Annotated in this window: 19 protein-coding genes and 1 tRNA gene; 6 read left to right on the forward strand and 14 right to left on the reverse strand. The window is 68.8% G+C overall.

The genetic code is table 11. The features are described from left to right. Window positions 1-26: 26 nt before the first annotated feature. From QSU92_RS00105 to QSU92_RS00120, 4 genes are read left to right on the forward strand one after another with little or no spacing between them, the layout of a single operon-like run. On the forward strand, window positions 27-710 hold the full coding sequence (locus QSU92_RS00105) for a DedA family protein (RefSeq protein WP_289263941.1): 684 nt from the start codon (window positions 27-29) through the stop codon (window positions 708-710). A gap of 4 nt (window positions 711-714) precedes the next feature. Then, the gene (locus QSU92_RS00110) at window positions 715-1749 is read left to right on the forward strand and encodes an App1 family protein (protein ID WP_289263944.1); all 1035 of its coding nucleotides are present in this window, start codon (window positions 715-717) and stop codon (window positions 1747-1749) included. A 44-nt stretch (window positions 1750-1793) separates the two neighbouring features. Continuing rightward, complete coding sequence (locus tag QSU92_RS00115) at window positions 1794-2531, forward strand: SOS response-associated peptidase (RefSeq protein WP_289263945.1); 738 nt, start codon at window positions 1794-1796, stop codon at window positions 2529-2531. Continuing rightward, on the forward strand, window positions 2521-3489 hold the full coding sequence (locus QSU92_RS00120) for a 3-methyladenine DNA glycosylase (protein ID WP_289263947.1): 969 nt from the start codon (window positions 2521-2523) through the stop codon (window positions 3487-3489). Before QSU92_RS00115 ends, QSU92_RS00120 begins: the two co-directional genes overlap by 11 nt. Here the strand turns inward: QSU92_RS00120 and QSU92_RS00125 are convergent. Together QSU92_RS00125 and QSU92_RS00130 are read right to left on the reverse strand one after the other, a co-directional pair. After that, window positions 3372-4601, reverse strand: a complete 1230-nt coding sequence (locus QSU92_RS00125) for a glycoside hydrolase family 3 N-terminal domain-containing protein (RefSeq protein WP_289263948.1) — start codon at window positions 4599-4601, stop codon at window positions 3372-3374. The two genes, QSU92_RS00120 and QSU92_RS00125, sit on opposite strands and share 118 nt — an antisense overlap. A 37-nt stretch (window positions 4602-4638) precedes the next feature. Further along, complete coding sequence (locus QSU92_RS00130) at window positions 4639-5568, reverse strand: PQQ-dependent sugar dehydrogenase (RefSeq protein ID WP_289263951.1); 930 nt, start codon at window positions 5566-5568, stop codon at window positions 4639-4641. A 670-nt stretch (window positions 5569-6238) separates the two neighbouring features. On the opposite strand from QSU92_RS00130, the gene QSU92_RS00135 reads away from it, so the two are divergent. Continuing rightward, window positions 6239-6388, forward strand: a complete 150-nt coding sequence (locus QSU92_RS00135) for a hypothetical protein (protein ID WP_289263953.1) — start codon at window positions 6239-6241, stop codon at window positions 6386-6388. Here QSU92_RS00135 and QSU92_RS00140 read toward each other — a convergent pair. The 11 genes from QSU92_RS00140 to rplU all read right to left on the reverse strand — a co-directional run bounded on the left by QSU92_RS00140 (window position 6364) and on the right by rplU (window position 14138). Further along, a complete protein-coding gene (locus tag QSU92_RS00140; protein ID WP_289263955.1) occupies window positions 6364-7356 on the reverse strand; it encodes an epimerase in 993 nt (330 codons plus the stop codon). The two genes, QSU92_RS00135 and QSU92_RS00140, sit on opposite strands and share 25 nt — an antisense overlap. 72 nt (window positions 7357-7428) lie before the next feature. After that, window positions 7429-7501 (reverse strand) — tRNA-Ala (locus QSU92_RS00145). A gap of 42 nt (window positions 7502-7543) precedes the next feature. Continuing rightward, window positions 7544-7948, reverse strand: a complete 405-nt coding sequence (rsfS, locus tag QSU92_RS00150) for a ribosome silencing factor (protein WP_289263958.1) — start codon at window positions 7946-7948, stop codon at window positions 7544-7546. Continuing rightward, window positions 7945-8904, reverse strand: a complete 960-nt coding sequence (locus QSU92_RS00155; protein WP_289263960.1) for a hypothetical protein — start codon at window positions 8902-8904, stop codon at window positions 7945-7947. Before QSU92_RS00155 ends, rsfS begins: the two co-directional genes overlap by 4 nt. Next, complete coding sequence (gene nadD / locus QSU92_RS00160; RefSeq protein ID WP_289263962.1) at window positions 8901-9497, reverse strand: nicotinate-nucleotide adenylyltransferase; 597 nt, start codon at window positions 9495-9497, stop codon at window positions 8901-8903. Before nadD ends, QSU92_RS00155 begins: the two co-directional genes overlap by 4 nt. Window positions 9498-9506: 9 nt before the next feature. Further along, on the reverse strand, window positions 9507-9734 hold the full coding sequence (locus tag QSU92_RS00165; RefSeq protein ID WP_289263965.1) for a hypothetical protein: 228 nt from the start codon (window positions 9732-9734) through the stop codon (window positions 9507-9509). A 48-nt stretch (window positions 9735-9782) separates the two neighbouring features. Continuing rightward, window positions 9783-11063: a glutamate-5-semialdehyde dehydrogenase gene (locus QSU92_RS00170; protein ID WP_289265958.1), complete on the reverse strand. Its 1281-nt coding sequence runs from the start codon at window positions 11061-11063 to the stop codon at window positions 9783-9785. A gap of 71 nt (window positions 11064-11134) precedes the next feature. Further along, a complete protein-coding gene (proB, locus tag QSU92_RS00175; protein ID WP_289265959.1) occupies window positions 11135-11950 on the reverse strand; it encodes a glutamate 5-kinase in 816 nt (271 codons plus the stop codon). 5 nt (window positions 11951-11955) lie between these two features. Beyond that, window positions 11956-13461, reverse strand: a complete 1506-nt coding sequence (gene obgE / locus QSU92_RS00180) for a GTPase ObgE (RefSeq protein WP_289263967.1) — start codon at window positions 13459-13461, stop codon at window positions 11956-11958. A gap of 95 nt (window positions 13462-13556) precedes the next feature. Beyond that, on the reverse strand, window positions 13557-13811 hold the full coding sequence (gene rpmA, locus QSU92_RS00185; RefSeq protein ID WP_124293341.1) for a 50S ribosomal protein L27: 255 nt from the start codon (window positions 13809-13811) through the stop codon (window positions 13557-13559). Window positions 13812-13829: 18 nt separating this feature from the next. Then, the gene (gene rplU, locus QSU92_RS00190; RefSeq protein WP_164478179.1) at window positions 13830-14138 is read right to left on the reverse strand and encodes a 50S ribosomal protein L21; all 309 of its coding nucleotides are present in this window, start codon (window positions 14136-14138) and stop codon (window positions 13830-13832) included. A gap of 157 nt (window positions 14139-14295) precedes the next feature. Here rplU and QSU92_RS00195 point away from each other — a divergent pair, with 157 nt between their 5' ends. Beyond that, window positions 14296-14577: a DUF4031 domain-containing protein gene (locus QSU92_RS00195; protein ID WP_289263984.1), complete on the forward strand. Its 282-nt coding sequence runs from the start codon at window positions 14296-14298 to the stop codon at window positions 14575-14577. 171 nt (window positions 14578-14748) lie between these two features. On the opposite strand, the gene QSU92_RS00200 is transcribed toward QSU92_RS00195, so the two are convergent. Next, window positions 14749-16965: an Rne/Rng family ribonuclease gene (locus QSU92_RS00200; RefSeq protein WP_479724389.1), complete on the reverse strand. Its 2217-nt coding sequence runs from the start codon at window positions 16963-16965 to the stop codon at window positions 14749-14751. Window positions 16966-17135: the final 170 nt, after the last annotated feature.

Raw genomic sequence — 17135 nt, forward strand, 5'->3', positions numbered from 1 at the left:
ACACGCCGGACCCGTAGGCTCGAGCCGTGAACGAGATCCTCTCCGGGATCCTCGACGCCGTCCAGGGCGTGGACCCCGCCCTGCGGACGGTGCTGGCGGGGATCGCCATCATGCTCGAGACGAGCGTCCTGATCGGTCTGGTCGTTCCGGGCGACACGATCGTGATCGTCGCGGCCACCGCCGTCTCATCCCCCTGGGAGGGCGTGATCCTGGCCATCGTCGTCGTCGTGGGCGCCCTCGCCGGCGAGACGGTCGGGTTCTTCCTCGGGCGATTCCTCGGGCCCTGGATCCGACGCTCGCGGCTGGGTCGGTGGATCGGTGAAGACAAGTGGGCTCGGTCCGAGCGCTATCTGCAGCGTCGTGGCGGGCCGGCGATCTTCCTCTCCCGCTTCCTGCCCGTCCTGCACTCGCTCGTTCCGCTCACGGTCGGGATGAGCGGGTTCGCCTACCGTCGCTTCCTCGCCTGGACGGCGCCCGCGTGCATCCTGTGGGCGGCCCTGTACGTCAGCGTGGCGTCAGCGGCGGCGGGGACGTACCGGGAGCTGGCCGATCGACTGCACTTCGCGGGGTACCTGTTCGTCGGTGCCATCGTCGTGTTCCTCGTGCTGATCTTCGTCGCGAAGAAGATCATCGAACGCGTCGAGCGCCGGCACTTCGAACCCGATCCGGTTCCGGAGTCGACGGGTGAGGTCGACACCGTGAAAGACTGAGGTGATGTCTGAGACCACTCCGTCGCCCGGTGCGCATGTGTTGTGGCTCGCTCGCCTGGAGTACCGTTTCCACGCGTGGCGGGAACGACGCGCCCGCCGCCGTGGTCAGCGACCCACCGTGGCGCCGTTCCCCGGCTACGGGGGAGTCGACTGGGTGCGGGTGCTCGGCCGCGTACTGATCGTCCCTCCCGCTCGCACGACCGAATCCGGCGAGTACGCCGGCGTGAGGGGCTGGCGGAGCTTCGCCTCGGTTCCGGTGGGCTACGCGCAGGTGCGGGTGACGATCTCGGGCACCGAGCACGAGGTCGTCGCCGATCGCGGCGGTGTGATCGACACGGTCCTCCCCGCGGCCCTGGAACCCGGATGGCAGACGGTGACGATGTCGGTCGAGGGCGGGGAGCCGGTTGAGACGCGTCTGTTCATCGTCGCTCCCGACGTGCGCTTCGGCGTGATCTCCGATGTCGATGACACCGTCATGGTGACCGCCCTCCCCCGCCCGCTGCTCGCGGCGTGGAACTCCTTCGTGGTGGATGAGCACGCCCGCCAGCCCGTCCCCGGGATGGCGGTGCTCGCCGAACGACTGGTGCGCGACAACCCCGGCTCACCGTTCGTCTACCTGTCCACCGGAGCCTGGAACATCGCCCCGACGCTCATGCGCTTCCTCCGCCGGCATGTCTACCCCGCGGGTGCGATACTCCTCACCGACTGGGGGCCCACGCACGACCGGTGGTTCCGAAGCGGCAAGGATCACAAACTCGAGAACCTCCGACGCCTGGGTCGTGAGTTCCCCGACGTCAAGTGGCTCCTCATCGGCGATGACGGTCAGCACGACGACGAGATCTACACCACGTTCACCAGCGAGAACCCCGACAACGTGATCGCCGTCGCCATCCGACGCCTCTCCCCCGCCGAAGCGGTCCTGGCCGGTGGGCGCACCGCGGTGGACGACCACTCGGCGGCGGCAGTGCCCTGGGTCACCGGCCGAGACGGCGCGGAGCTGCTGGACAGGCTGCAGGCGGTCGGCGTGGTCGTCTCGTGATGACTGCTGTCCGTCGCGTCGGAGGTCGGTCGTAGGCTGATCGCATGTGCGGACGCTTCGTGGTGGCAAACGTCGGCTCCGAGCTGGTCGGCGTGCTCCGCGTGGATGTCGAGAGCGACGACCTGCCCGCGCCGTCGTACAACATCGCACCGACCTCGACCGTAGCGATCGTCCTCGACTCCGCGAAGACCGAACCCCCCACGCGCCGCCTCGAGCCGGCGCGCTGGGGTCTCGTGCCGGGGTGGGCGAAGGACGTCAAGGTGGGCGCGCGCGCGTTCAACGCCCGTTCCGAGGAGCTCGAGGACAAGCCGATGTTCCGCCAGGCGCTCGCCAAGCGCCGCGCCATCATTCCGGCGACCGGCTACTACGAGTGGAAGCAGGCGGACGGAGCCAAGATCCCCCACTACATCCATCCCGCAGGCGGTGAGCCGCTCTTCTTCGGCGGGCTCTACGAGTGGTGGAAGGATCCGTCGAAACAGGACGACGATCCGGAACGCTGGTTGCTGAGCTTCACGATCCTGACGAGGGATTCGATCGGGAGGCTCGGATCGATTCACGACCGGATGCCCCTCTTCATGGATCCCGACCACGCCGACGCCTGGCTGGACCCGACGACCGAGAACGTCCGCGACGTGCTGGACGCGGCGATCGACGCCGCTCCCGCCGTCGCTGAGACGCTGGACGATCACGTGGTCGACCGCGCGGTGGGGAACGTCCGGAACAACGGCCCTCACCTCATCGAACCCGCCGGCGACACGGCCTCGACCGGCGATGCGTCTTGAGCGGGCGGAGTGGACCACCCGCGAGCGCAGCCACCGAGAGCGGGCGGACAGCCTGACGGCGGCCCACCGGGAGCGCGCGCGGCGTGGTGAGAAGCATCCGGTCGAGGACTTCCTGTTCACCTACTACTCCTACAAGCCCGCGCTCTTGTCGCGATGGCACCCCGGTGCAGGAGTCGAGCTCACCGGAGCCGCGAGCGAGCCCCGCGCAGGCTGGCGTTGGTATGAGCCTGGAACGCACCCGGGTTCGCTCCGGGTGGACGACGTCGGCTTCCGACGGTCCCGGGCCGGGATCCTCCGCGGGATCCAGGGCCTCCTGCGCAGCACACAGGAGCGTGCGCCGGTGTTCGGCTGCTTCGGGCTGCATGAGTGGGCCATGCTCTATCGCTCGCCGGAACGGCGCCATGCGCTTGCGCTGCGCCTCGGACCTCGGGGTACCGACGACGTGGTCGAGGCGCACGAGCTGCGTTGCACTCACTTCGATGCCTTCCGCTTCTTCACCCCCGACGCGGCTCCTCGAAATCGCACCCCGCTCGAACGCGCGAGTCAGAGCGCGTTCGAGCAACCGGGATGCCTTCACGCGGGGATGGATCTGTACAAGTGGGCGATGAAGGCAGGCCCGCTGGTGCCGGGCGAGCTGCTGCTGGACTGCTTTGCGCTGGCGCGTGACGTCCGAGCTCTCGACATGGCCGCTTCACCGTACGACCTGAGCGACTGGGGTTACGAAGCGGTGGCGATCGAAACGCCGTCGGGCAAGGCGGAGTACGTCGGGCGACAGCGCGACTTCAGCGACAGGGCCCAACGGCTGCGCACTCGACTGCGAGACGTGTTACGGACAGGAGATCAGGAGACCGGCTCGCACGAAGGGCACGGCGACATGCCCGGGCCCTCAGCGGCCAGCAGCAGTCGTGCTTCGGCCACGCGTGACGCCGCCTCGCTGAGCCGCTGCTCGGAGAGCTGACCGGCCTCGACAGCGGCGACGATGCCGTCGACGACGGCGGGGGCGGTGTCCGCCGTCGAAGAGACCACCGTCAGCACCATGTCGTTGCCGGCGGCCAGGGCGGTGACGGCGTTCGCGACGGGGTCGAGGTACGCGGGCTCCCCCGACGCCTGGAGCATGCCGAGATCATCGGTGATCGCGATCCCGTCGAAGCCCAGCTCCTCTCGGGCGATCCGGTGCCACTCCGATGACAGCGAAGCCGGCAGCGGATCGACCGCGGTGTAGGACAGATGGCCGAACATCAGCATGTGAGCCCCGGCCTCGATCCCCGCTGCGAACGGGCGGGCGTCGGACGCGGCCCATTCCGTCTTGGGCATATCCGTGACCGGGATGGTCGCGTGCGAATCGCCGGGAGCCGCCCCGTGTCCGGGAAAGTGTTTGATCGTCGAAAGGGCAGACCCGGCCTCGCCGGCGACAGCCGCGCTCACGCGCTCCGCCGCACCACCGGCATCCGTCCCGAGCGCCCGGCGGAAGATGAACTCCCCCGGTGCCGGCGCGACGTCAGCGACGATCCCGAAGTTCACGCCGATTCCCACCCGCTGCAGGAGGGCAGCGCGGGCGGCGAAGGCCGCCACGGTGTCGGCGACGGGGGCGTTCTTCAAAGTCGGGGCCGCCGGCAATGCGTCCCACGGCAGGCGTGACACATCGCCGCCCTCCTGATCGACCGCGATCAACGCCGGAAAGGCCGGATCCACCCTCAACGCGGCGGTCACCTGTGCGAGGGACGCCTCGTCGGCGGGAATGTTCGCACCCATGAGGATGAAGCCGCCGATGCCGGTCTGCGACATATATGCGCGCAGCGCCGTCGGGTCGGTTCCCGGCACATGACCCATGACGACGCTCGCCGCCTTTTCGCGAAGCGTCATGGCTTCGACTCGTTCGGTGGCAAGACGTTCCATGGTCTGAGGGGGCGCCGGTCGAATCGACACGTCGGCGGCGTCTGCGGAGTCGACGGTGGGGCCTCCCCCGGTGTCGTCGCCGTTCGCCGACCCGCCCCCAGCCAGGGTCAGCGCGAGGCCCAACACGATCGCGGGCAGCACCCGGCTTGTCCGCACTCCCCGTCGACGTGTCACGCCACCAGCCTACGACGGGGTCGCCGCCGCTCGGCGGTCACTCGAGCGGCCCCAGCGGCACCCGCAGCAGCAGGTCGTCGCCCTCCCGCGGGTCCCCCCGCCCGTCGGTGTTGTTCGTCAGCACCCAGAGGCTCCCGTCACCGGTCGCGACCGCGTCGCGCAGGCGTCCGTATCCGTCGAGTACGACGACGGGTTCGCCCTCGGCCTCGGCGCCCGATACATCGATCGCCCAGAGACGTTCGCCGCGGAGTCCCGTCATGAACACCGTCTGGCCCACCGCCGCTATCCCGCTCGGGCTCGCCTGCGCCGTGGGCCATACCGCCACCGGATCTACGAACCCCCCGTCTCCGGCCCGGCCCTCGACTTCGGGCCAGCCGTAGTTGCCGCCCGCGACGATGCGATTCAACTCATCCCAGGTGTTCTGCCCGAATTCGCTCGCCCACATCGCACCGTCGCTCGTCCAGGTGATCCCCTGCACGTTCCGGTGCCCGAGCGAATACACCGCCGTGCCGAACGGGTTGCCTGCTGCCGGTTCCCCGTCCGCCGTGAGGCGGAGGATCTTTCCGCCGAGCTGTGCGGGGTCCTGGGCGGCCTCGACATTCTGGGCGTCACCGGTCGTGACGTACAGCATGCCGTCGGGGCCGAAGGCGATGCGTCCGCCATTGTGCGTATCGGCTCTCGGAATGCCGGCGAACACCGTCTCCGCCGTGCCGAGCCGCCAGCCATCCGTGGACTCGGTCAGCGGCATCCGCACGACCCGGTTGTCATCTGCCGCCCCGTGATAGGCGTACAGCCAGCGCCGCTCGTCATCGTCGAGGACGGCGAGACCGTGCAAGCCGGATTCGCCGCCGGAGACCACTCCTTCGATCCGCCCGAGCTCACTCACGGCCCCGCCCGCGCTGACCATGCGGATCGTGCCGCTGTCGCGCTCGGATACCGCCAGCGCACCGTCAGGCAGTGCAGCCACGGCCCACGGCGCGCGGAGTCCGCTCGCAATCGTCTCGACCCCCTCCGCAACCCGCCAACGGCCGGTGGCAGCGGACGTTCCGGGCACGGATGGGGACGGTTCTGCGCGGGGCGCGACGGGCTGCACCGTGCGCGGATCGCTCGTCGGCGCACTCACCCCGCCCTCGGCACACCCCGCTACGCCCAGCGTGAGAGCCATGGCGACCAGGGCGCACACAGCCGGTCGACGGCGAGGGCTGGTTGCCTCAGTCATGTGCAGGCCCCGGTGATCTGCAGGCATCGGTTATCCGAGAACATCGGGCGCTCTCCGTCCTAACCGCCGCCGATTCCGCCGGACCCTCCGTCACGGCGCTGGTCGATCGGAGATGCCTGGATGACACCCGGGTCACTGCCGCCGGGTCGTGAACGCCGGGTCTCATAGGTCTCCGGCTCAGGCCGAAGCGCGCGGACGAGTCGCTGCCACAGAGATCGCTCCGCCGCCGTCATCACCGCTCCGTTCGTCACCCACCGGAAACTCCGTCCGCTCCGCAGTCTAGGCGGCTCCTGCGCGTCGTGGCCGGTCCGGAGCAGGGGAACGCGGTAGCGTCGAAGGGGCGAGAGGGGGCCGGATGGGCGAGCGGAGACAGCGCACGAAGTCGACGGTGCGAGTGCCGCGGCATGGGTACGCATTCGTGACGGTCACTGCTCGTGATGCGAACGGATTCGTCCACCACTTCGACGAGATCGAGACGCCGTTGGCCTCACTGCGCGAGGCGGTCGCGGTCATGCAACTGCAGTCGACGGCCACCGAGGCCGCTCACGACGCCGTACGCGGCGCCTGATCATCCCGCGCGACGATCCCGTTAACGGCTTCGCCGAGGTCGGGATGTGAGAACTCGAACCCCGCGTCGGTGAGAACGCCGGGGAGCACCCAGCGGCTCTTCAGGATGAGTTCGGGCTCGGTCCTGAGCAGCCACATGGCGGGCTCCAGCATCCACCGCCAGGACGGAAGCCCCACCGGCATGCCGACAGTGCGTCGGAGGGTGCGCATGAGTTCGGCGTTGTCGCTCGGATGCGGACTGGACAGATTCACCGGACCCTCGAGATCGTCACGATCGATGAGGAAGCGGATGGCCCGGATGACATCGTCGAGATGGATCCAGCTGAACTTCTGTCGGCCTCGCGTGCGATGGACGGGCGGCCCGACGTCAGGCCCAGACGGGTCGCTGCCGATCCCGCGATATCGGCGGTGAGGGAACCATGGGCCGTCGTGCTGCGGGCCGCCGAGTCCGAGGCGAGCGAGGGTGAGCAGCAGCTTCGTCGCGGGCCCGTCGCCGAGCACGATGGCCATGCGCAGGGCCACACGGCGAGTCCCGGGGAGATCGCCCGCGAAGAACTCCTGCTCCCAGTTCCGGGCGACGTCGACGGAGAATCCCTCGCCGATACTGCCGTCTTCGGTGTGCGGCCGATCCATCGCGTGGGCGTAGATCGTCGCGGTCGAAGAGTTGATCCACACCCGGGGCGGGCGTGCCGCTGCGGCGATCGCGGTGCGCAGCGCCGCGGTCGTCTGCACGCGAGAGCTCAGGATCTCGTCGCGATTGGGGTCGGTGTACCGGCAGTTGACGCTCTTACCGGCGAAGTTCACGACGACGTCGGCGCCTTCCACCACCTCGGCGATACGAGCGGGGTCATGCCAGGAGACCGCTTCGCGCCGGCCGATACGGACGACGTCGTAGCCGTCAGCCACGAGAGCCTCACACATGGCGGCACCGATGAAGCCACTCGCGCCGGCCACCACTGCCCGAGGCATCCGTTCTCCCCTCGACGGTCTCGCAGGCGCCGATGTACGACGAAGCCCCCGATCTCTCGGGGGCTTTCTCGGTGGACCTGAGGGGACTCGAACCCCTGACCCCCTGCATGCCATGCAGGTGCGCTACCAGCTGCGCCACAGGCCCCGATGTCGCCTCACGAGGCAACCCCACAAGATTACTACATCGTCAGGCGTGCCTCGAACCACGGGCGGGATCAGACTCGCCCGCGTGCGCGGGGAGCTCGATCGGGACGACGGGGCAGTCCTTCCACAGCCGCTCGAGACCATAGAAGATCCGCTCCTCCTCGTGGAAGACGTGGACCACCAGGTCGCCGAAGTCCAGCAGCACCCAGCGTGCCTCCTGGCGGCCCTCGCGGCGAAGCCGCTTATGCCCCGCCTCGAGCAGCCTCTGCTCGACCTCGTCGGCGATGGCGGCGACGTTGCGCTCGCTGCGTCCCGTCGCGAGGAGGAAGATGTCGACCAGAGGGAGCGGCTCCGAGACGTCGAGAGCGACCAGGTCTTCAGCGCCCTTCGCGTCCGCCGCAGCAGCGGCGATCTGCAGCATCTCCCGGGAGTTCTCCGAGGCCGTCATGCGAACACCCCACTCACGAAGGCGAGGATGAGGACCGCGGCGAGCGCGAGGGCGAGGGCACCGGCGGTGATGGCCAGGGCGATCATGAGGCGGCTGCCCTTCTCGGGAGCCGGAGGCTGGATGATCTCGCCGGGCAGCTTCACGGTGCTGATCGCTGCGCTCGCGGCGATCGGTGTGGGGGATGAATGCGCGGGGAGCTCGCCGTCGACGAGCACGGCGTCGACGTCCTTGCCGTCGGCGGTTCCCCGTGCGTGGCCGGTGGATCCGAGGCCGTCGGGGAGGTTGAGCATCCCCGTGATGATGACCTCGCCGGTCGCGTTCACCGGTGCCATGATCTGGGGAGAGGGCGTCTGGGAGACGATCAATGCGTGCGGCGTGCTCGAGGTGGAGGCCGGTGCCCTGGTGAGGAGTTGATCGAACGAGGGCGGGAGATCGACCTGCACGGCCTCGGCTTCGAGGAGTTCGGCGCCGAGCTTCGGGCTGACCGTGGCACGTTCGGCGGCGCCGGCGTCGGCTGTCCGGGGCTCTCGGGCAGGGGCGGAGCGGTCGTCGTGCGAAACCGGTACGGACATCGCCTCCTCGACCGGGGCGACCACCTCGGACGTCGCCGGGCGCGGCGTCGCCTCGAGAAGATCGGGCGTGATCACGGGTACCGACGCGGTGCGGATCCGCTCCTGCTGCCGTGCCTGTCGGCGTGTGAGAGGCGAGACGCCGAGATCGACGGCCGAGTCGGCAACGGGTCGGGCGCCGATCACGGCGGGTTCCGCGGCCCGCGCCAGGGGGGCGGGGGCGGCGTCGACCTTCTCGGTCGCTGTCTCCGTCTGCGCCGCAGCGTCCACGGCGTCCTCACGTGCCGACTCGATCGCTTCCTGGCTGACGACCGGAGTCGCACCGGTGTTGCGGATCTCGCGCAGTTGCTTGCGGGTCAGCGGGGGGTTCGCTGGATTCTCCGTCATTCCTTGCTCCGGTAGAGGTGATGCTTGGCAATGTATTGCACGACGCCGTCCGGCACGAGGTACCACACCGGGTGGCCTCGGCGAACGCGTTCTCGGCAATCCGTCGACGAGATGGCGAGCGCGGGGATCTGCAGCTGACTCACGTCCTCGGTCGGCAGACCCTCGGTGTCCAGGACATGACCGGGGCGAGAGACGGCGACGAAGTGGGCGAGATCCCACAACTCATCATGGTCCCTCCAACTGAGAATTTGCGCTATGGCATCGGCTCCGGTGATGAAGAACAGCTCGGCGTCGGGACGCTGGTGCTTCAGATCGCGGAGCGTGTCGATCGTGTAGGTGGGACCGGAGCGATTGATGTCCACCCGGCTCACCGTGAACTGGGGATTGGACGCGGTGGCGATCACCGTCATCAGGTAGCGGTGCTCGCTGTCGCTGACGCGGGTCTTCTGCCAGGGATTTCCGGTCGGTACGAAGACGACCTCATCGAGATCGAATGACTGCGCCACTTCGCTGGCTGCGACGAGATGGCCGTGGTGGATGGGATCGAATGTCCCACCCATCACCCCGATCCTCGGGGGACGCGCCGAACTCATGCGCTCGGCCTAGTGGCCGTGCCCCGCCTTCACGATGTCGTTGGCGTGCGCCTGGGAGTATGCCTCGGCCTTGGGAGCGTGACGGTTGGCCACGTTGCGGTACGAAGCGGTGACAAGGGCGAGAGCTGCGAAGACGACGATGGCGACGATGCCGTACCACACCGTCTCCAGCGCCACGTTCCCGTGGGACTCGGCCTCTTCGGCGGCGAGGCTGACTAGCGTCGCGAAGGTCGTCATTCGGGCTCCGTTCGTTTTCCCGGGTGCAGGCGCTCCCAGTCTAGGCGGTCAGCCGCGCACCTGCCCGGCACCCCGCGCGATCCACTTCGCGCTGGTGAGCTCGGCCAGACCCATCGGGCCGCGGGCGTGGAGCTTCTGGGTGGAGATGCCGACTTCGGCCCCGAAGCCGAACTCGCCGCCGTCGGTGAATCGCGTCGAGGCGTTGACCATCACCACCGCGGAATCGACTTCCGCGACGAATCGTTCGGCGCTGCCGTCGTTCATCGTGATGATCGATTCGGTGTGCTGAGTGGAGTAGCGGCGGATGTGATCCAGGGCCTGATCCAGATCATCGACGACGCGCATCGCGACATCGAGGCTGAGGTACTCCGCCGCCCAATCCGCGTCGGTCGCCGGGACGCCCTGGCCTGCCAACTCCAGCACATCCTCATCCCCGTGGACGGTGACGCCACGGGAGACGAGGGCATCGACCACCGCGGGAACGAGCCGTCCCGCGGCCGCGCGATGGACCAGCACCGTCTCGACGGCGTTGCAGACGCTGGGTCGCTGCACTTTGGCGTTGACGACGATGTCGCGCGCCCAGTCGAGGGGGGCCGTCTCATCGAGGACGATGTGAACGACACCCGCACCGGTCTCGATCACCGGGACGGTGGACTCCGTCACCACGGTGTGGATGAGATCCGCGCTGCCCCGGGGCACGAGGACGTCGATCAGACCTCGCGCCGTCATGAGCGCACGAGCGCCATCGCGTCCGAAGGGGTCGACCGTTTGAATCGCCTCGGGATCGATGCCTTCGCCGGTGAGAGCCCGGCGCATCACCGAAACGATCGTGGCGTTGCTCGACAGCGCAGCACTTCCCCCGCGGAGGACCACGGCGTTACCGGAACGCAATGCCAGCGCGGTGATGTCGACGGTGACGTTCGGCCGTGCCTCGTAGATGACCCCCACCACACCGAAGGGCACCGACACCTTGGTCAGTGCCACGCCATTGGGCAGTGTCCGTCGATCGAGGACACGTCCGACGGGGTCGGGGAGGGCGCTGATCTCGCGCACCGCTTCGGCAAGGACCGCCACACGCGCCTCATCCAGCGAAAGACGGTCCTGCAGCGCTTCCGACAGACCGGTCTCACGTCCGCGCCGGAGATCGTCCGCGTTCGCGGCGATGATCTCGTCGGCGGCGCCCTCGATCGCGTCCGCGATCGCGCGGAGCGCGTCCCGCTTCTGCGTGTCGGTCAGAAGACCGATGGAGCGGGCGGCATCCTTGGCTTTCCGCATGCGGGATGCGGCGTTGTCATCGGTGAGGCCGTTGTCGGCTGCGTCGGGAGCCATGGGGGCGGAAGCCTGTGCGGCGGAGAGCGTCGACATGCCTCCAGGGTACCGAGCCGGCCCGTGCGCGTCGGTCACGCGGTGGTGCGGATGGCGCCCGTGGGCACGGGGGTCTGGACGGGGCGGGGAACGAAGAACGTGCCGACCTGACCGCCGGCGAGGGCGGACTCCACGAGATCGGCGCTGGTGACGAGCGTCGCGATCCCCGATGCCGAGGCGAGCCTGGCCGCCGACGCCTTGGTCGCCGCTCCCCCGGTCCCGACGCTGTTCACCACGACCGAGCCGAATTCGTAACCGGACAGGTCATCGCCCGGCGCGACGTCGACGATGGGTCGAGCTCCCGGCTGGTCGGGCGGCCGGGTGTAGAGGCAGGCGATGTCGCTGAGGAGGATCAGCGCGTCCGCGCCCACCAGCTGGGCGACCATCGCCGCCAGCCGGTCGTTGTCGCCGAAGCGGATCTCGTGCGTGGCGACGGTGTCGTTCTCGTTCACGATCGGCAGGATCCGGAGCCCCAGCAGGCGTTCCATGGCACGTCGGGCGTTGGAGCGGTGCGTGGCGTTCTCGAGGTCGCCGGCAGTCAGGAGCACTTGGCCGGCCACGATCCGGAAGGGACGAAGCGCCTCCTGATAGCGGTAGACGAGGACATTCTGCCCGACGGCGGCGGCGGCCTGTTGCGTGGCGAGATCGCTCGGCCGCTCATCGAGGGCGAGGAACGGCATGCCGGTGGCTATCGCGCCGGATGACACCAGCACCACCTCCGTGCCGGCGGCATGCGCACGCGCGAGGGCTTCCACCAGCGGCTGGATCCTGGCCGCGTTGTCTCCGCTGATCGAGGAGGAACCCACCTTTACCACGACACGGCGGGCACCCGGAATACCGGCACGGTCCATCAGGGTCACTCGGACTCCTCAGGGGCCTGCCGTTCTGCCCGGCGTTCGGCCTCGAGGTCGGCACGCGCCTGCGCTTTGGCGTCCATCCGGTCGTGATACCGCTCGCGGCGCTGAGAGGTCGTGCGACGCGTGCTCTGGTCGAAGCGCGGATCGGTGCCACGGGGTGCCGCGATGAGCTCCGCTGCGGAGCTGAGCGACGGCTGCCAATCGAACACGACGCTCTCGCCCTCGCCGATGACGACCGTGGCGCCGGCTGTCGCGCCGACGCGGTACAGCTCGTCCTCGACCCCGAGTCGATCCAGGCGATCGGCGAGGAAGCCGACGGCCTCCTCGTTCTGGAAGTCCGTCTGCTGCACCCACCGCACCGGCTTCTCGCCCAGGATGCGGTAGACCGGTCCGTAGGATCCGCCCTCCACCCGGACGGTGAAGTCGGCCTCCGCGCCCTTGGGACGGATGACGATGCGCTCGACCGGAGGCTGGGACGCCTGCGCGACGCGGTGCGCGGAGATCAGGTCGCCCAGGGCGAACGTCAGCGGGCGAAGTCCCTCGCGAGAGACCGTCGAGATCTCGAACACCCGGAACCCGCGCGCTTCGAGCTCAGGACGGACCAGGTCGGCGAGATCCTTCGCTTCCGGCACGTCGACCTTGTTGAGGGCGACGAGCTGCGGCCGGTCGAGAAGCGGGACCTGGTCGTCGGGCACGGGGTACGCCTCGAGTTCGGCGAGGATGACATCCAGGTCGGTGAGCGGATCCCGCCCCGGATCGAGGGTGGCGCAGTCCAGGACGTGCACCAGAGCCGTGCACCGCTCGACGTGGCGGAGGAACTCCAGCCCCAATCCCCGGCCCTCACTGGCACCTTCGATCAGGCCGGGAACGTCGGCGACGGTGTAGCGGACGTCACCGGCCTGGACCACGCCCAGGTTCGGATGCAGCGTGGTGAACGGGTAATCGGCGATCTTCGGGCGGGCGGCCGAGATCGCGGCGATGAGGCTGGATTTGCCGGCGGAGGGGAAGCCGACGAGCGCGACGTCGGCGACGGTCTTCAGTTCGAGGACGACATCGCCCTCCCACCCGGGTGTGCCGAGCAAGGCGAAGCCCGGTGCCTTGCGCTTCGGTGAGGCGAGGGCGGCATTGCCGAGTCCACCGCGGCCGCCGGGAGCGACGACGAATCGCATGCCCGGTTCGATCATGTCGACGAGCGTCTCCCCGGATGGCTCCTTGACCACGGTGCCGACCGGGACGGTGAGTTCGAGGGATTCGCCGGCCGCGCCGGAGCGGTGATCGCCCATCCCGAACCCGCCGTTGCCGGCATTGCGGTGAGGAGAGTGGTGGTACGACAGCAGTGTCGTGACCTGCGGATCGGCCACCAGGACGATATCGCCGCCGTGACCGCCGTTGCCGCCATCCGGTCCGGCGAGCGGCTTGAACTTCTCACGCCGCACCGAAACGCAGCCGTTGCCGCCCTTCCCGGCCCGCAGGTGCAGCGTCACCTGGTCGACGAAGGTGACCATCTTGCTCCCTGCGGTCGGGCGAAGAATCGCGATTGGAGTGGGAAAGGGGGCGAGCATCCGCCCGCCCCCTCCCGGAGAACTGTTCGAGGAGGCCGTTACTCGGCCGCGACGATGTTGACGACCTTGCGGCCGCCCTTGGTGCCGAACTCGACGGCGCCCGCCGACAGTGCGAAAAGGGTGTCGTCGCCACCGCGGCCGACGTTGGCGCCGGGGTGGAAGTGAGTGCCGCGCTGACGCACGATGATCTCGCCGGCCAGGACCTGTTGGCCGCCGAAACGCTTCACGCCCAGGCGCTGGGCATTGGAGTCACGACCGTTCCGGGTGGAGCTTGCGCCCTTTTTGTGTGCCATCTCTACGTCTCCCTGGGCTTACTTGATGCCGGTGATCTTGACGCGCGTGAGGTCCTGACGGTGCCCCTGACGCTTCTTGTAGCCGGTCTTGTTCTTGAACTTCTGGATCACGATCTTGGGGCCGCGCTCCTCGCCGAGGACCTCGGCGGTCACGGTGACCTTCGCGAGCTTGTCGGCATCGGTCGTCACGGCGTCGCCGTCGACGAGCAGAACCGCGGGGAGCTCGAGCTTGTCGCCCACCTTCGCCTGCTGACGGTCGAGGACGACGATGGTGCCGACCTCCACCTTCTCCTGCCGGCCGCCGGCGCGCACAACTGCGTAAACCACTTCACACCTGTTTTTCTTCTGGGAGCGCACGCGCTCGGGATGTCACACAAGACGTGGTGCGGATTTCTCGACGCACCAAAGGAATACTTTACCGGATGCCCGGACCTCAGGCAAAAGCTCGTGCGCGCGTGTCTGGAGAGGGCCCTAGGATCAGCGGATGGCGATCCTGATCGATGAGCCCCGGTGGCCCGCGCACGGACGGCTGTGGTCGCACCTGATCAGCGACAGCGACCTCGATGAGCTCCACGCCTTCGCCGCGGCGGCCGGCATCCCCCGGCGCGGATTCGATCTTGACCACTATGACGTCCCCGAGGACGCGTACGACCGGTTGGTGGATGCCGGCGCACGGGCGGTCGACGGCCACGAACTCGTCCGTGCGCTGCTCGCATCGGGGCTGCGCATCACCGCGCGCGAGCGCCGCGGCCGTTCCCCTCACTGAGGCGGTTCGACCGGTGCGTGGCTGACCGGCGTCCCCGTCAGTGCTGCGGTCGTCACCCGCCGCCGCGCGCGGCCCTGACCGGGTGCTTTCGGTTCGGGAAGCGCGTCCAGAACCGAGTCGAGCAGCAGCTCCGCCTCGGACTTCGGACCCTTGCCTGCGTCCGGGCGCTTCTTACGAGGCTTCTTGGGACGTTCCCGATCGCCTGGACGCTCGACACCGTCCTCCGCGATGGCTTCGGCGACCGCCTCCACGACCGCCGGCGGGATCTCCGGTCGCTCGTCCTCCGCGTGCGGCTGGATCGTCGACGCGGCGATCTGGGCGAGCGCGGACTTGACCCCTTCGGTGATGACGTGCGTGCCCTGAGAGCCGCCGTTGGACGACGATCCGCTGCGCGGTCGGCGTCCGCTCGAGCCTGCTGCCCGCCGCACGATGCTTGGAGACCGGATCGTGGTGGACGATGATTCCGCGCCCCGCGCAGACCTCGCACGCCTCGCTGAAGGTCTCCAGCAGGCCGAGTCCGAGCTTCTTCCGCGTCATCTGGACCAGCCCCAGCGACGTCACCTCCGCGACCTGATGCTTCGTGCGGTCGCGGCTGAGGCACTCGACCATGCGTCGCAGCACGAGGTCGCGATTGGACTCCAGGACCATGTCGATGAAGTCGACCACGATGATGCCGCCGATATCGCGCAACCGGAGCTGGCGCACGATCTCCTCCGCAGCCTCGAGGTTGTTCTTCGTGACGGTCTCCTCGAGGTTCCCCCCTGAGCCGACGAACTTCCCGGTGTTGACGTCGATGACCGTCATCGCCTCGGTGCGGTCGATCACGAGCGATCCGCCGGAGGGCAGCCAGACCTTCCGGTCCAGTGCCTTCTCAATCTGCTCGGTGATGCGGAACTCGTCGAACGGATCGGCATCGCCCTCGAATCGGGTGACCCGCTCGAGCAGATCGGGCGCGACGCTCTGCAGGTACGACGTGATCGTCTGGAACGCGTCGTCGCCCTGGATGAGCATCTTCGAGAAGTCCTCGTTGAAGACGTCGCGGACGATCTTCACGAGCAGGTCGGGCTCTGCATGCAGCAGCGCGGGAGCCTGAATCGACTCGACCTGCCGGCTGATGTGCTCCCACTGAGTGGTCAGACGCTGGACGTCGTGGGTCAGCTGGTCCTCGGTCGCGCCCTCCGCCGCCGTGCGCACGATCACCCCCGATGACTCGGGGAGCACCTCCTTCAGGATGCGCTTGAGCCGCGCCCGCTCGGTGTCGGGGAGCTTCCGCGAGATCCCGTTCATCGCACCACCCGGGACGTACACCAGGTAGCGCCCGGGAAGGGAGATCTGGCTGGTGAGACGGGCGCCCTTGTGTCCGACCGGGTCCTTCGTGACCTGGACGAGCACCTTGTCGCCGGACTTCAACGCCAGCTCGATCCGGCGCGGCTGGTTGCCGGTTTCAACCGCATCCCAGTCGACCTCGCCGGAGTAGAGCACGGCGTTGCGGCCGCGTCCGATGTCGACGAAGGCCGCCTCCATGCTGGGCAGGACGTTCTGCACACGACCGAGGTAGACGTTGCCGATGAGGGAGGCGTCCTGGTGACGGGCCACGTAATGCTCGACGAGGACGTTGTCCTCGAGGACGGCGATCTGGATGCGTCCGGCTTTGGATCGGACGATCATGACGCGATCGACGGCTTCGCGGCGCGCGAGGAACTCCGCCTCCGTCACCACGGCCCGGCGTCGACCGGCCTCGCGGCCGTCGCGGCGACGCTGCTTCTTCGCCTCCAGTCGGGTCGACCCCTTGATGCGCTGAGGCTCGGTGACGAGCTCGACGGCACGCTGGCGCGGGTGCTCGTCGCGGTCTCGACTCTGGTCGCCGTCGTCGTCGCGACCATCGGATCCACCGCGGCGTCGCCGGCGCTTGGAGGAGGTCGCCGCGGGGGCGCTCGGCTCGGAGCGGGGAGGACGGGAGGGAAGAGCGGGCAGGGGCGGAAGGTCGGGGGCGTAGAAGTGCAGCGTCGTCGACACCGACGAGACGAACATCTCCGGCAGGAGCCCCAGACTCACCGCGGTGGGCGGACCCTCAGGCGTCTCCCCCTCACCGGAGTCGGAGGACGACTCGACGGTCCCGTCGGCTGACGGCACATCCCCGCTTTCGGCCGGCTCCGGGGACTCCGCATCGATGGACTCCGCATCAGCGGACTCCGTCGGTGAGGACGGGGTCGGTGCGGCGCTGTCGGGTGGCGTCTCGGCGGAATCCGTCTCAGGGGCGGGCGCTCCGTCCTCGTAGACCGCGATCGACTCGATCAGAGCCGCGGTCTCGCCTTCGGCCGCGTCCGGTGTCGCGGCCGAAGATCCCTCGGCGGAAGGTTCGACATGCTGTTCGTTCTCATCGGCCATCACTGGCTTACTCCTTGCGGGGGCGACACCGCGCGTCGTCCGGCGAAATCTCTGGCGGCGCCGCACCTGCGGTGCCGCGAACTCACTACGGTCTGCAGCCGGCCCGCGGCTCGGGCTGCGAGGGCGGTCATCGCCCGAAGTCTTCGTGATGCGATGAGGCGGCGCGGCCG

The sequence above is a fragment of the Microbacterium sp. ET2 genome, from assembly GCF_030347395.1.
Taxonomy (GTDB): Bacteria; Actinomycetota; Actinomycetes; order Actinomycetales; family Microbacteriaceae; genus Microbacterium; species Microbacterium albipurpureum.

What these genes read in the sequence shown, in the direction of transcription:
- QSU92_RS00110 (WP_289263944.1), top strand. Translation starts at nt 715, where the DNA reads ATGTCTGAGACCACTCCGTCGCCCGGTGCGCATGTGTTGTGGCTCGCT.
- QSU92_RS00115 (WP_289263945.1), top strand. Translation starts at nt 1,794, where the DNA reads ATGTGCGGACGCTTCGTGGTGGCAAACGTCGGCTCCGAGCTGGTCGGC.
- QSU92_RS00120 (WP_289263947.1), top strand. Translation starts at nt 2,521, where the DNA reads ATGCGTCTTGAGCGGGCGGAGTGGACCACCCGCGAGCGCAGCCACCGA.
- QSU92_RS00140 (WP_289263955.1), bottom strand. Translation starts at nt 7,356, where the DNA reads ATGCCTCGGGCAGTGGTGGCCGGCGCGAGTGGCTTCATCGGTGCCGCC.
- rsfS (WP_289263958.1), bottom strand. Translation starts at nt 7,948, where the DNA reads ATGACGGCCTCGGAGAACTCCCGGGAGATGCTGCAGATCGCCGCTGCT.
- QSU92_RS00155 (WP_289263960.1), bottom strand. Translation starts at nt 8,904, where the DNA reads ATGACGGAGAATCCAGCGAACCCCCCGCTGACCCGCAAGCAACTGCGC.
- nadD (WP_289263962.1), bottom strand. Translation starts at nt 9,497, where the DNA reads ATGAGTTCGGCGCGTCCCCCGAGGATCGGGGTGATGGGTGGGACATTC.
- QSU92_RS00165 (WP_289263965.1), bottom strand. Translation starts at nt 9,734, where the DNA reads ATGACGACCTTCGCGACGCTAGTCAGCCTCGCCGCCGAAGAGGCCGAG.
- QSU92_RS00170 (WP_289265958.1), bottom strand. Translation starts at nt 11,063, where the DNA reads ATGGCTCCCGACGCAGCCGACAACGGCCTCACCGATGACAACGCCGCA.
- proB (WP_289265959.1), bottom strand. Translation starts at nt 11,950, where the DNA reads ATGGACCGTGCCGGTATTCCGGGTGCCCGCCGTGTCGTGGTAAAGGTG.
- obgE (WP_289263967.1), bottom strand. Translation starts at nt 13,461, where the DNA reads ATGGTCACCTTCGTCGACCAGGTGACGCTGCACCTGCGGGCCGGGAAG.
- rpmA (WP_124293341.1), bottom strand. Translation starts at nt 13,811, where the DNA reads ATGGCACACAAAAAGGGCGCAAGCTCCACCCGGAACGGTCGTGACTCC.
- QSU92_RS00195 (WP_289263984.1), top strand. Translation starts at nt 14,296, where the DNA reads ATGGCGATCCTGATCGATGAGCCCCGGTGGCCCGCGCACGGACGGCTG.
- QSU92_RS00200 (WP_479724389.1), bottom strand. Translation starts at nt 16,965, where the DNA reads ATGGCCGATGAGAACGAACAGCATGTCGAACCTTCCGCCGAGGGATCT.